Annotated in this window: 9 protein-coding genes; 4 read left to right on the top strand and 5 right to left on the bottom strand. The window is 60.8% G+C overall.

What is annotated here, in order from left to right; translation table 11 throughout:
• Positions 1–40: 40 nt before the first annotated feature.
• Complete coding sequence (locus tag ATY80_RS29985; RefSeq protein ID WP_280950672.1) at positions 41–169, top strand: hypothetical protein; 129 nt, start codon at positions 41–43, stop codon at positions 167–169.
• A 10-nt stretch (positions 170–179) separates the two neighbouring features.
• Here the strand turns inward: ATY80_RS29985 and ATY80_RS08820 are convergent, their stop codons facing one another.
• Positions 180–1,229, bottom strand: coding sequence for a low specificity L-threonine aldolase (locus tag ATY80_RS08820; RefSeq protein ID WP_088692070.1), 1,050 nt, complete (start codon positions 1,227–1,229; stop codon positions 180–182).
• Positions 1,230–1,768: 539 nt separating this feature from the next.
• Here ATY80_RS08820 and gltB point away from each other — a divergent pair.
• Positions 1,769–6,490: a glutamate synthase large subunit gene (gene gltB, locus ATY80_RS08815; protein ID WP_088692069.1), complete on the top strand. Its 4,722-nt coding sequence runs from the start codon at positions 1,769–1,771 to the stop codon at positions 6,488–6,490.
• A gap of 222 nt (positions 6,491–6,712) precedes the next feature.
• On the top strand, positions 6,713–8,167 hold the full coding sequence (locus tag ATY80_RS08810; protein ID WP_088692217.1) for a glutamate synthase subunit beta: 1,455 nt from the start codon (positions 6,713–6,715) through the stop codon (positions 8,165–8,167).
• A 51-nt stretch (positions 8,168–8,218) separates the two neighbouring features.
• Here the strand turns inward: ATY80_RS08810 and ATY80_RS08805 are convergent, their stop codons facing one another.
• From ATY80_RS08805 to ATY80_RS08795, 3 genes are all read right to left on the bottom strand, one after another.
• On the bottom strand, positions 8,219–8,881 hold the full coding sequence (locus ATY80_RS08805; RefSeq protein WP_245306783.1) for an amino acid transporter: 663 nt from the start codon (positions 8,879–8,881) through the stop codon (positions 8,219–8,221).
• Positions 8,882–8,983: 102 nt separating this feature from the next.
• On the bottom strand, positions 8,984–10,213 hold the full coding sequence (locus ATY80_RS08800; protein ID WP_088692067.1) for a DUF459 domain-containing protein: 1,230 nt from the start codon (positions 10,211–10,213) through the stop codon (positions 8,984–8,986).
• Between the two features lie 62 nt (positions 10,214–10,275).
• Positions 10,276–11,499 (bottom strand): lytic murein transglycosylase, encoded by a 1,224-nt coding sequence (locus tag ATY80_RS08795; protein WP_088692066.1) that lies wholly within the window; start codon positions 11,497–11,499, stop codon positions 10,276–10,278.
• Between the two features lie 200 nt (positions 11,500–11,699).
• Here ATY80_RS08795 and galU point away from each other — a divergent pair, with 200 nt between their 5' ends.
• Positions 11,700–12,587: a UTP--glucose-1-phosphate uridylyltransferase GalU gene (gene galU / locus ATY80_RS08790; protein ID WP_088692065.1), complete on the top strand. Its 888-nt coding sequence runs from the start codon at positions 11,700–11,702 to the stop codon at positions 12,585–12,587.
• 65 nt (positions 12,588–12,652) lie between these two features.
• Here the strand turns inward: galU and ATY80_RS08785 are convergent, their stop codons facing one another.
• Positions 12,653–14,176: an outer membrane beta-barrel protein gene (locus ATY80_RS08785; RefSeq protein ID WP_088692064.1), complete on the bottom strand. Its 1,524-nt coding sequence runs from the start codon at positions 14,174–14,176 to the stop codon at positions 12,653–12,655.
• Positions 14,177–14,377: the final 201 nt, after the last annotated feature.

The following is a 14,377-nucleotide window of genomic DNA, read 5'->3' as shown; positions in this document are numbered from 1 at the left end:
ATTACCCATGGTCGATCTTCGGGGCAAGGAGAACGGACCGATGACGTATGGTGTACTCTTCATATCCGGGCTGGTGGCCTGTGTGATGCTGATTGTCGTGGCGGGGCACGACGCGAAAACGACGGATAGCGGCAAGCCGCAATCTGCCGTGACGGGCCATCAGAATTGAGCCTGAGGAATCAGCGGGCGAGGCAGCCCAGGAAACCATCGACATCTGCCTCATCAGTCGCAAAACTGGTGACGAGGCGGATCAGCGTTTCACTCGGGCCGACGAGCTCGGGTGTGGCCGGCGGCAGCGGCCATTCATAGAAGTTCGCACCCCTTTCCTCTGCCGTTTTCGCGGCGCTTTTTGGGATGACGGCGAAGACCTCGTTGGCAGACGTCGGCCATGCAAGCCGCGATGCCTTGCTTGCGATGATGCCGGCGCGCAGACGATCGGACATGCCGTTCGCATGGCGGGCGAGATCGAGCCAGAGATCGTTCTCGAAATAGGCATCGAACTGGGCTGCAATGAAGCGCGACTTTGAGAACAGCTGGGCAGCGCGCTTGCGGAAGAATGGCATCTCCTTTGCTTGCGCCGGATTGAAGAAGACGATCGCTTCCGCGCACCAGCAGCCATTCTTCGTGCCACCGAAGGACAGCATGTCGATGCCGCGCTTCCAGGTCATCTCGGCCGGACTGACGCCGAGAGAGACGAGGGCATTGGCAAAGCGCGCGCCGTCCATGTGGAGGGGCAGCTTGTCCTTCTGGGCAATCGCGGCGATCTCGTCGATCTCAGACAGGCTATAGACTGTGCCGGCTTCCGTCGCCTGAGTGATCGTCACAGCCGTTGCGCGCCCGTGTTGCACTGCTGTCTGCGGGAAAGCCGCGATTTTCTCCCTAAGCTTCCCCGGATCGATCTTTCCTTCCGCGCCGGGAACGCCAAGCAGGCGCGCACCGCTGAAGAAGTCGGGTGCGCCGCATTCGTCGGCAATCACATGCGCTTCGGAATGGCAGAAGGTGATGCCGCCCGGCCGCTGGACGCTCGCGAGCGACAGCGAGTTCGCTGCCGTGCCGGTGCCGACGAAAAGCACTGCGACCTCACGTTCGAAGACTTCGGCAAAGCGACGCTCGACACGCCGATCGAGCTCGCTTGCGCCATAGGCCGCGGCAAAGCCGTCGGATTCCCTGAGCAGACGTTCGGCGATGGATCGGTGGGCGCCTGCCCAGTTGTCAGATGCAAAATACATGAAGGGAGACCACGTGGGATGTGATGCGGATGGGGTTCGGGCGGCGACCTTACGCCATCACCTCGGCAGGTCAAAGGGGCGGCGTCGAATCCATCACAAAAATTGACTTCGGCAATCAATAAACAAAATAGTGCGGAAATGCGTAATTTTATGTCTCCCTGATAGATGTTTCGGCAAGATTAGATCGCAAACTGCCGATTTTTTGAATCTGCACTCTTGCGCAGGCGGCTCGTTTCTGCCATAGATCAAGTGAATTAGGACAGGGTTGCTGTCCTATTTGGCCGCAATGGCCGAAGAGGCGCCAAAAAACCTTACACTCGTGGGGTTTCACGCTATAGTTCTTCAAACGCGGGCGAATGCCCGCGCGCGGAGGCGGATGGCAGGCGCAGGAGCGCACGGTTGCTTTCCCCTGGAGAGCCTGCCGCCGGCGACCGGATCTTCGATAATGCAACAGCGCTGTCACGCACCGAACCTAGGATCAGGGACGGCGCGCGGCAGGAAGCCGCCAGCAGCCCCGCGGGCTCTGACAGGAGGGAAAGATGACGAAGACGCCATCCACGGGTTTTGACCAGTTCGCAGCAGCAACGACGCGCGCGACGGCCAATACGCGTAAATTCGCCTCCGGTCTGCCGCGAAAGCAGGGGCTGTATGACCCGCGCAACGAGCACGATGCCTGCGGCGTCGGCTTTGTCGCCCATATGAAGGGTCAGAAGTCGCACCAGATCGTCAAGGACGGTCTCTTCATTCTCGAGAACCTGACGCACCGTGGTGCCGTCGGCGCCGATCCGCTGATGGGCGATGGCGCCGGTATTCTCGTGCAGATCCCCGATCGCTTCTTCCGTGAGGAAATGGCCAAGCAGGGCGTCACCTTGCCGAAGGTCGGCGAGTACGGCATGGGTCACATCTTCATGCCGCGCGACGAAAAGCAGATCGCGCATTTCAAGAAGGTGATCCAGGACGTCATCACCGAAGAAGGTCAGGTCTTCCTCGGCTTCCGCGACGTGCCCGTCGACAATTCCTCGCTTTCGAAGGCGCCTGAGATTGCTGCCACCGAGCCGCATCACGTGCAGGTCTTCATCGGCGCGGGCAAGGACGCTGCGACGAACGACGAGTTCGAGCGTCGCCTGTTCACGCTCCGCAAGGTGATCTCCAACCGCATCTACGACGAATTCGACGGCGAGGAGAGCAACTTCTATCCGGTGTCGCTCTCGTCGGCGACCGTCGTCTACAAGGGCATGTTCCTGGCCTACCAGGTTGGCGCCTACTACAAGGACCTGTCGGACCCGCGTTTCGAAACCGCGGTTGCCCTTGTGCATCAGCGCTTCTCGACCAACACCTTCCCGTCGTGGAAGCTGGCGCACCCCTACCGCATGGTCGCCCACAACGGCGAAATCAACACGCTGCGCTCCAACGTCAACTGGATGGCGGCACGTCAGGCCTCGGTGTCCTCGCCGCTCTTCGGCGACGATATCTCGAAGCTCTGGCCGATCTCCTATGAAGGCCAGTCGGATACGGCCTGTTTCGACAACGCGCTCGAGTTCCTCGTGCGCGGCGGCTACTCCATGGCGCATGCCGTCATGATGCTGATCCCGGAAGCCTGGGCCGGAAACCAGTCGATGGCGGCCGATCGCAAGGCATTCTACGAATACCACGCCGCCCTGATGGAGCCGTGGGACGGACCGGCGGCCGTTGCCTTCACCGACGGCAAGCAGATCGGCGCGACGCTCGACCGTAACGGCCTGCGTCCGGCCCGCTATCTTGTCACGTCAGACGATCGCGTCATCCTCGCTTCGGAAGCGGGTACGCTGCCGGTGGCTGAAGAGGATATCGTCCAGAAGTGGCGCCTGCAGCCGGGCAAGATGCTGCTGATCGACATGGAGAAGGGCCGCATCGTTTCCGACGAGGAAGTGAAGTCCGAACTCGCGACCAAGCATCCCTACCGTAACTGGCTGGATCGCACCCAGCTGATCCTCGAAGACCTGAAGCCGGTCGAGCCGCGCGCGCTGCGTCGCGACGTGTCGCTGCTCAACCGCCAGCAGGCTTTCGGCTACACTACCGAAGACACCAAGATCCTGATGTCGCCGATGGCGACGACGGGTCAGGAAGCTGTCGGCTCGATGGGCACCGATACGCCGATCTCGGCGATGTCGGAAAAGTCGAAGCTGCTCTACACCTATTTCAAGCAGAACTTCGCGCAGGTCACCAACCCGCCGATCGACCCGATCCGCGAAGAGCTCGTCATGAGCCTCGTTTCGTTCATCGGGCCGCGTCCGAACATTCTCGACCATACCGGCATGGCGAATGCCAAGCGCCTGGAAGTGCGTCAGCCGATCCTGACCAATGGCGACCTCGAAAAGATCCGCTCGATCGGTCACACGGAAGACCGCTTCGACACCAAGACGCTCGACTTCACCTATGACGTCGAGCGTGGCGCCGAAGGCATGCCCGAGATGCTCGATCGTCTCTGTGAGCGCGCGGAAGCGGCGGTCAAGGGCGGCTACAACATCATCGTGCTCTCCGATCGCCAGATCGGACCGGATCGTATCGCGATCCCGGCGCTCTTGGCGACCGCTGCCGTGCACCATCATCTGATCCGCAAGGGCCTGCGTACCTCGGTCGGCCTCGTCGTCGAGACCGGCGAGCCGCGCGAAGTGCATCATTTCTGCCTGCTCGCAGGCTATGGCGCCGAAGCGATCAACCCTTACCTTGCCTTCGACACGCTGCTTGACATGCATGCCAAGGGCGAGTTCCCCAAGGAAGTGGACGCCTCCGAAGTTGTCTACCGCTACATCAAGGCGGTCGGCAAAGGCATCCTCAAGGTTATGTCGAAGATGGGCATCTCGACCTATCAGTCCTATTGCGGCGGTCAGATCTTCGACGCGATCGGCCTGCAGCAGGAGTTGGTCGACAAGTACTTCTTCGGCACCGCGACGATGATCGAAGGCGTCGATCTCAAGGCGATCGCCGAAGAGACCGTTGCCCGTCACAACTCCGCCTTCGGCAAGGACCCGCTGCTCGCGACCACGCTCGATATCGGTGGTGAGTATGCCTACCGCATGCGCGGCGAAAGCCATGCGTGGACCCCGGATGCGGTGGCCACGCTGCAGCACGCCGTTCGCGGCAATGCCGAGGACCGCTACCGCGAGTTCGCCGAGATGGTGAACACCTCGGCGCTGCGCATGAACACGATCCGCGGCCTGTTCAACATCAAGAGTGCCGAGCAGCTCGGTCGCAAGCCGGTCTCGGTCGATGAGGTCGAGCCTGCTGCCGAGATCGTCAAGCGTTTCTCGACGGGCGCCATGTCCTTCGGCTCGATCAGCCGCGAGGCGCATACGACGCTGGCGATCGCGATGAACAAGATCGGCGGCAAGTCCAACACCGGCGAGGGCGGCGAAGAGTCGGACCGTTACATGCCGCTGCCGGATGGTTCGTCGAATCCGGAACGCTCGGCGATCAAGCAGATCGCATCGGGACGCTTCGGTGTCACGACTGAGTACCTCGTAAACGCCGACATGCTGCAGATCAAGGTCGCGCAGGGTGCGAAGCCCGGCGAAGGCGGCCAGTTGCCCGGCCACAAGGTCGATGCGACTGTTGCCAAGACCCGCCATTCGACGCCGGGCGTCGGCCTGATCTCGCCACCGCCGCACCACGACATCTATTCGATCGAAGATCTGGCGCAGCTGATCTACGACCTGAAGAACGTCAACCCGACGTCGGATGTCTCGGTCAAGCTCGTCTCGGAAGTCGGCGTCGGCACGGTTGCCGCCGGCGTTGCCAAGGCGCGCGCCGATCACATCACCGTCTCCGGCTTTGACGGTGGTACCGGCGCATCGCCGCTGACCTCGCTGAAGCATGCCGGTTCTCCGTGGGAAATCGGCCTTGCCGAGACGCAGCAGACGCTTGTCTTGAACGGCCTGCGTTCGCGTATCGCCCTGCAGGTCGATGGCGGTCTGAAGACCGGCCGGGATGTCATCATCGGTGCGCTTCTCGGTGCCGACGAATTCGGCTTCGCGACCGCGCCGCTGATCGCCGCCGGCTGCATCATGATGCGCAAGTGCCACCTGAACACCTGTCCTGTCGGCGTTGCCACGCAGGATCCGGTTCTGCGAAAACGCTTCAAGGGCACGCCGGAGCACGTCGTCAACTACTTCTTCTTCGTCGCCAACGAAGTGCGCGAAATCCTGGCCTCGCTCGGCTTCACCAAGCTCGATGACATCATCGGCGCCTCGGAACTGCTCGAGAAGGACGAGATGCTGGCGCATTGGAAGTCCAAGGGGCTCGACTTCAGCCGCATCTTCCACAAGGTCGAGGCGCCGAAGGATGCGACCTACTGGACATCACGCCAGAAGCACCCGATCGACGACATTCTCGATCGCGAGTTGATCGCGGAGGCCGAGCCGGCATTGTCTTCGAAGACGCCTGTGTCCTTCGAAGTCGATATCAAGAACGTCGACCGTTCGGCGGGCGCGATGCTGTCAGGTGAAGTTGCCAAGCGCTACAACCACCGTGGCCTCAAGGACGACACGATCAGCGTGACGCTCAAGGGCACGGCCGGCCAGTCGTTCGGCGCGTTCCTGGCGCGCGGCGTCACCTTCAACCTGATCGGTGACGGCAACGACTATGTCGGCAAGGGCCTGTCGGGCGGCAAGATCATTGTCCGGCCGCCTGAGAACTCGAAGATCGTGGCGGAAGAGTCGATCATCGTCGGCAACACCGTTCTCTACGGTGCGACCGAAGGCGAGTGCTACTTCCGCGGTGTCGCGGGTGAGCGCTTCGCGGTCCGTAACTCGGGTGCGATCGCCATCGTCGAAGGCGTGGGCGACCACGGCTGCGAATACATGACGGGCGGTGTCGTTGTCGTTCTCGGCTCGACGGGTCGTAACTTCGCGGCCGGTATGTCCGGTGGCGTTGCCTACGTGCTCGATGAAGCCGGCGATTTCGCCAAGCGCTGCAACATGGCGATGGTCGAGCTCGAGCCGGTTCCAGAAGAGGACGACATGCTGGAGAAGCTGCATCATCACGGCGGCGACCTCATGCACAAGGGACGCGTCGACGTTTCCGGTGACATGACGCGTCACGACGAGGAGCGCCTCTACCAGCTGATCTCCAACCATCTGCACTACACGGGCTCCACCCGCGCCAAGCAGATCCTGGACAACTGGGCCGACTACCGTCCGAAGTTCCGCAAGGTCATGCCGGTCGAGTACCGCCGTGCGCTTGAAGAAATGGAACGCGCCCGCATGGGAATTGCGGCCGAGTAAATACGCTTACTTCCGTTGCGCTGGTGAAGGCCGGCGCGGCGGATGACCGAAATATCTCAATGACCCACACGTCGGCAGCAGCCTCAGGCAGCGCAGACGCGTGGATAGCACTCAAGGGATATGCTTGATGACGGTCGAAAGAAGCAACTTGCCTCCACTGTCGAGGCTGACGATGGACAACTGGCCGCAGGCGAGGCGGTCATGAGTGTAAGGGACGAAAATATGGGTAAGGTCACAGGGTTTCTGGAAATCGACCGGCAGGTAGCGAAGTATCAGCCTGCCTCGGATCGCATCCGGCATTTCCGCGAATTCACGATCCCGATGTCGGACCAGGAAGTGCAGAAACAGGCGGCCCGCTGCATGGACTGTGGCATCCCTTATTGCCACGGTCCGACCGGTTGTCCTGTGCATAACCAGATTCCGGACTGGAACGACCTCGTCTACAACAACAACTGGGAAGCGGCGATCCAGAACCTGCATTCCACGAACAACTTCCCGGAGTTCACCGGCCGCGTCTGCCCGGCACCTTGCGAGGAAGCTTGCACGTTGAACCTCGAAGACACGCCGGTTGCGATCAAGACCGTCGAGCAGGCGATCGCCGACAAGGCCTACGAGCTCGGCTTCATCCGTCCGCAGCCGGCGACTGTCCATACCGGCAAGAAGGTTGCGATCATCGGTTCCGGCCCGGCCGGCATGGCGGCTGCCCAGCAGCTCGGTCGCGCTGGGCATGAGGTCCACGTGTACGAACGCGAAAGCAAGCCCGGCGGCCTGCTGCGCTACGGTATCCCTGACTTCAAGATGGAAAAGAACTTCATCGATCGCCGCGTCGAGCAGATGAAGGGTGAGGGCGTCACCTTCCATTGCGGCGTCAATGTCGGCGTCGACGTGAAGGTCGAGCAGCTGCTCGCCGACCACGATGCGGTGCTCTATTGCGGCGGTTCTGAAACGCCCCGCGAAGCGGGTATCCCGGGTATCGAGCTTTCCGGCGTCCACGATGCGATGCCGTACCTCGTGCAGCAGAACAAGCGTGTCGGCCGCGAAAACATCGACAGCGTCGGCTGGGCGTCGGACCCGATCCTTGCTGGCGCCAAGCATGTCGTCGTCGTCGGCGGTGGCGACACGGCATCGGACTGCGTCGGTACGGCGTTCCGTCAGGGCGCTGTGAAGGTCACGCAGCTCGACATCCGCCCGCAGCCGCCGGAGAAGGAAGACAAGCTCGCCGTCTGGCCGTTCTGGGCGACCAAGATGCGCACCTCGTCTTCGCAGGCCGAAGGCGCCATCCGCGAGTTCCAGGTGGCAACGCTCGAGTTCGTCGGCGAAGACGGTGTGCTGACAGGCGTGAAGTGCTGCGAAGTCGACGAGCGCCGCAAGCCGATCGCCGGCACGGAGTTCATCATCAAGGCCGACCTCGCCTTCATCGCGATCGGTTTCAGCGGTCCGTTCAAGGACAGCGTGCTGAAGGAACTCGACGGCAAGCTCACGCTCAACACCGACCGTCGCGGCTCGACCAACGTCGTTGCCAACGACAAGGACTACAAGACCTCGGTCGACAAGTTCTGGACGGCAGGCGACGTGCGCCGCGGCCAGTCTCTGGTGGTCTGGGCGATCCGCGAAGGCCGTCAGGCAGCCCGCGCCATCGACGAAGCCCTGATGGGCTCGACGGTTCTGCCGCGGTAGGCGACATATTTGATGGTTGATTTCGGGCCGCGTCGAGCGGCCCTTTTCGTTTTATGTGTCCCGGTCGCAGTGATGCGAACGTCGAGGGCACTGGCTCTCTTGCAGGCGCTTCAGCCATTCATGGCCGGGGTGGGATGCGGCAAGAGAGGTTTTTAGCCATAAACGTTCCGAAGCCGGCAGCTTCGGAAGAGCTCTTTCGAAATCGATCTCATCCTTGGCGCGTTGGTATTTCGCCTTGAATAGAAGAACGATGGCCGGCTTCAAATAGGGAAATCCCTCAGCCGTCGTGCCGACCATCTCGACGCGGGGTCGGGAAATGGCTGGATCCCGTCTGTAGATCCAGGTCTCGCGCGTTCCCGGCTCGATCATCATGTCGACACGCCAGCGCCGTACCTCCACGTCCAGACACCATATCTGCGAGATTGTTGCCGGTGGCTCCTGGTTCACCGGCAGGTGCTCAACAACGCCATCTCCCGCGGTGTGGAATTCCATGCCTTTCAAAGCGTCGCGAAAGACACCGAAATCCTGGCGTAGGACCGTAAATTCAAGGTCCTCGTGCTCGCGTGTTTGACGTCCATGCCACAGGTCGAGTGCCCATCCGCCGACGATGCACCACGGTCTTGAGATACCGCTCAGTCGGCTTGCCAGTTCCGCTGGATGCCAAGCGGACCATGCGCCGTGATCAATCGGCGTTTGTGAATGCATAGTGTTCATCTCTGGACGCCGGCGTAAGGCCTCGTATTGGGTTGTCAGTTTTGCCGACGTACGGCGCTTAGCCCTACACCGTAAGCATGAGAGCTGCTGCGTGCAGGCGGACTATTTAATGGAAACCTGTGCCGTTGGCTTCACCGGCGTCATGCGGTAGTCATCGACGCGGCCGACAGGGGGAGCCGCCATCTCGCCATCCTGAACCAGCAGATCGCGTGGCGACTTGGTGGCGCTGACCGGCAATGCTCTACCGCCAAGGAGTTCCGCGCCGCCATCCAGGTTGGGGTCGGAGAGGCTGATCGGCTCTGTACGACCGGGCATTGCAACAGCGTCGAGCGCCGGCGCGTTGCCAGTATCGAGGCGAACGAGATCAGGGCTTGCCTGTATTCCGAGAATCCGGCGCACAGGCTTCTCGACATAGAAGGCCAACTTGCGCCGGCCGGCTTCTGTAAAGTTGATGCCGTCGGAGGTGCGAAGGCGAACCTGCTGGCCGTTGATATCCGAGCCGGTGACGATGAAGTCACCGCCTTCGTCGACAAAACCGTCCCAGATGTCGACGAACTCGCCTCCCATGCCTTCCATCTGCTTGCGAAACAGTTGATTGAGCTGCGCGGCATCGGCGGTCATTGCAGGCGAATCGAAGGCTGGTAGGCCGACCCAAAGTAATGGGATCCTGCGGCTGGTGACCTGCTTGCCGAACGCCACGACGCGACGCTGATACTCAGCATACCATCCGTCCGTCCTGAATTTCTCCTTGCCGATATCCGTCACCATCTGCTGGCGGTCATTCGCACCGAGCATGATGATGACCATGGCGGGCTTGGTCTCGTCCATGAACTTGGTCAGCTGTTGTGGCCAGTCATAGTAATCGTCTCGCACCAGGCCGGAGGCAACGTTGCTATGTGTCTCGACGACGATGCCGGGAGAATCCTTGAAGGCGGCGTCCATGCCGACGCCGAGGCCGCCTGCGAGAAAATCGCCGACGACGAGGATTTTCTGGGCGTTGGCAAGTTTTTCGACGGCCTTCTCCTCAGCGATAATCGGGGCAGCCGGACGCGGGGTGGAAGCGGCCTTCGGCGCGACCTTTCTCTTTGGAGCGGGCTGTCGCTGCGGCGCGTTCTGAGACGGTGCCTGTGGCGGATATTCCTGGATGTAGCGACGGCCGAGGAAGAAGTCGAGAATTGACTGGCGATAGTAATACCGCTCCTGCGCATCGGCCACACGCACCGGCAGCGCGCTGGAGACAAGCACCAGCGTCGCGGTGCCGATCGCACCCCAGCGGAGCGTTGTCCGGTGAACTCGTTTACGCATAGTCAGCAGCCTCGCATCTGCCGGCATTCTCGCATGGAGCGGGAAGGCGCGTCCACACCCCAAAGTGCATGTCGACGATTATTCTCCGTTTACTTGCGAAGCGCGTTTAAGAGCGGCAGTGATGGCTCGCCGTCCTGCTGCATGCCCATACGGGCCTGGACAGCCGCAATGGCCGCCTTCGATCCGCTGCCGAAGTTCCCGTCAACCTCGCCGTCATAATAGCCGAGCGTCTTCAGGCGGGTCTGCAGTTCGAATTTCTCCTTCACGTCGAGCGTGCCGTCCGGCCGTGGCCAGCGCTGTTTCACGCCGCCATAGCCCGCAATCTCATCCGCCAACAGCCCAACAGCGATCGCATAGCTGTCCGAGGCGTTGTAGTTCTTTATCGTGAAGAAGTTGCCAGTCATCAGAAAGCCCGGGCCATCGGGGCCAGCCGGCATCTTCAGCACGGCGTTGCTGCCGCCATCACGGAAGCTCTTGCCGTTGGGCCGGGTCAGGCCAAGGGAGGCCCACTGCGCCAATGTGTGGGTCTTTCCGACCTGCTTCTTGGCGTTCGGCGGCACAACAACTTCATAGCCCCAGGTCTTGCCGGCATCCCATCCGTTTTTCATCAGCAGGTTGGCAGAGGTGGCGAGCGCATCGGGCACGGAGTTCCAGATGTCGCGATGGCCGTTGCCGTCGGCGTCGACGGCGTAGAGCAGATAGCTTGTCGGAATGAACTGGGTGTGGCCCATCGCGCCAGCCCAGGAGCCGGTCATGCCATCCGGGGAGATGTCGCCGTTCTGCAGAATCTTTAGCGCGGCAATCAACTGCTTCTTGGCGAATTTGGCGCGGCGTTCGTCGGCATAGGCGAGCGTCGCCAGCGCACGCGGCACATAATGCAAGCGATCGTCCTTGCCGAGAACCGCGCCGTAATTCGATTCCATCGACCAGATGGCAAGGAGAATCGTCTTGTCCACGCCGTACTGGCGCTGGATCGAATTCAGAGTCGAAGCGTATTTGGCTGCCATCTGACGGCCGATCTGGACAGTGTAAGGATTTACACGAGAATCCACATAGTCCCAGATTTTTGTCGTGAATTCAGGCTGATAGGCCGCCTTCTCGAGCACGGTCGGGTCGGGATCGCTTACGCCTGCGAAGGCTTTGCGGTAGGTTGCCTTGCTGATGCCATTTTGAGCGGCAGTTTGATAGAAGTCCGCGATCCACGTCTGGAACCGCTGATCTGCTTTCGCGTTAATGGGGGCCAGACCGGCGGACGCGGTCACGATGAGTGCGATAGCAAGACCACGAAGGGAGTTTCTGTGATTTTGAGTCATCGGCGGTCATCCGTCCTTTCGTTTCAGGCACAGCGGAGCGCGAATATCCGCTCAGGCCTGAGACTACCTGAACGAAGTCAACAAATTCTTTACCATGACACAGGAACGCAGTCACCATTTGCAAAACGGTAGCAAATCTCATCTAGTCCAATCGAAAATGCCTTTTATTTCAAGCGATGTAATCATCGCAGGAGGATTGTGTGGCAGAGCATAAAAAAGTTCGTAAAGCTGTATTTCCGGTTGCAGGTCTCGGGACTCGCTTTCTCCCGGCCACGAAAGCCGTGCCGAAGGAAATGCTGACTGTCGTCGACAAACCCATCATTCAGTATGTGGTCGACGAAGCTTTGGAAGCGGGTATCGAGCATTTCGTTTTCGTCACAGGCCGTAACAAACACATCATCGAAGACTACTTCGATATCCATTTCGAGCTCGAGCAGACGCTGCGCGAGCGCAGCAAGCAGGCGGAAATGACGCTGCTCGCCGGCCAGCTTCCCAAGGCTGGTACCGTCAGCTTCACCCGCCAGCAGGAGCCGCTTGGCCTCGGCCACGCCGTCTGGTGTGCCCGCGAGATCGTCGGCAATGAGCCGTTTGCGCTGCTGCTGCCCGACATGATCATGAAGAGCGAAGGCAAGGGCTGCATGAAGGGCATGATCGATCTCTATGCCCAGAGCGGCGGCAACATTATCGCCGTCGAGGAATGCGCACCCGATCAGGCTCACAAGTACGGTATCGTTGGTGTTGGCGAAGCGATCGGTGATGGTTTCCGCATCACCGGGATGGTCGAGAAGCCGGCCAAGGGGACCGCGCCTTCGAACTACTTCATTAACGGTCGCTACATCCTGCAGCCGGAGGTCTTCAAGATCCTGGAAACCCAGGAACGCGGCGCCGGCAACGAAATCCAGCTGACCGACGGCATGCTGAAGCTGCTCAAGGATCAGACCTTCGCGGGCTATCACTTCCGCGGCACGACCTACGACTGTGGTGCCAAGGACGGCTTCATCCTGGCCAACGTGGCATTCGCATTGGAACGTGCGGATATCCGCCCGACCGTCGAGAATGGTTTCAAGGAACTGCTGAAGGGCCTCTGAAGCGCACCTGCCTACTGGACGAATTCAATCCGCCTCCAAGTCTCCCAGTTGGAGGCGGATTTTTTTCATCGCTTCAGTTTCAGGCCGAGGCCGGCACGCCATTGGTCTGAGTCGCTGCTCGTCTTGCGGGATGTCAGCTCGTAGCCGATCGTACTGGTCAGATCGAGGTAGCGGTTGATATTCCAGGTCAAACCGGCGCTCGTGGTGTAAACGGTCTCGTCGCTCGTCGGGCTATCGGATGGATAGTCGCGGTAGGTGATGCCGCCGAGGACGGTGCCCGTCAGATTGTCACGCAGCTGATGCGTGACGCCCGTCGTCAAGGCATGGGAAACGTAGCCGGATTCTCCTGCAGTCGTTGACGGGTTGATGCTGGTCAGCAGGCCGATGGTGACATCGGTACCCCTGAGCGGGGACCAAAGCAGCTGAGCGTCCACCACGGCTGTGTCGATGTCCGAGAGGCGGTCGTCGTCGAAGGTGGCGGTCTGGTAGCCGATCCCGACCTCGCCGCGGAGCTTTTCACCCATGTCGAGCGCGACGCCGACTTTGGCGCCATAGCTATCCCCAGAGCGGCGGTAGCCCGCCGAATCAACCGCGTCGTCATAGACCGTCTTACCGACATTGGCCTCGATGAAGGGGATCAGCGCGGGAGACAGCTCGTAGCCGATGCGACCGCGGATCGTGCCGCTGGTTTCATTGCGGTCGCTCAGCGAAACGGTTGTCCCGTCGGACAGCGTCGCGTCGGAATAGATCGCACGGCTGATATCGATACCGGTGCTGCCGCGCAGGATACCGAAGTCGCGCTCGATCGAAGCGCCGGCGCTGAATTCCTGAACATCCGATTGCTTGTCCGCGTTCTGCAAGGCATTCGGATCATCGGTGTCTTCACGATAGAAATGATAGCCGCCGATGATGTGCGCGGTCGTATCTTCCGGAAGATCCAGCCGCAAATCGCCGTTGATCTTGAAATCCGGCTGTTCTTCGCCTTCGCCGCTCACGTTTTTTTGCCATGCGCCGTCGGTGGTCACGGAGAGCTGGTGCAACGACCAGTCGGATGTCAAGGTGGCGTGCAGGTCCGTTTCGAGGAACCCACGCGTCTGCTTGATACTGGCGTCTTTCTGCGTCTCGGTGTTGATGCTCTGGGTGACGGTGGGGCGCAGGACAAAGGTGCCGATGCTGATGCCCGGCGTTTCCTCAGTAGCTGGATTCGGTTCCGGCTTGCGGGCCGGCAGCCGCTCGTCGAGTGGGGCCTCCCGCGTGTTGAGGCGCATCATATCCTCGTCGAGGATTGCGCCGGTGGTTTCGTCGCTCGGTTTCTGATCGGACGCTGCCGTTCGGGCGGTGGTGGCTCCTTGCGTGGCATTGTTGGCCGCTGACGTCGTGCCGTCAGGTGTTTCAGGGATATCGCCTCCATCCTCCTCCACCGCGGTAGCTGGTGTGTTGGATGGGCGAATCGCGCTGTTGGAGACCGGCGTCGACTGCGCAAATGCGGCTTGGGGACCAATGAAAGCGCCTGCGGCCAGAACCATGGACACGGCAAAGCCCGCCGCACGGAGCGGCGTGAGACTGCTCGTATCCTTCCAATGGCTCATTTCGATCCTGGCATGCTTCGAAGCGTTACCCGAACGTAAAGGCTTGTGGTTAACCATTCGTTGCGCGGGCACGGGGTGAGGAGCAGCCAATGGACTCGGCCGGTGAAAACCGCTAACCCAGTGCCATGATCAAAAGAGCGGTAAATGTCATCGAGGATGGTGTCCTGGAGTCTGCGAGGCGGACGATCGGCACCGAGAGAG

The organism is Rhizobium sp. R711 (genome assembly GCF_002211365.1).
In the GTDB taxonomy this organism is placed as follows: domain Bacteria; phylum Pseudomonadota; class Alphaproteobacteria; order Rhizobiales; family Rhizobiaceae; genus Rhizobium.
This window is presented reverse-complemented; position numbering and strand designations above follow the sequence as displayed.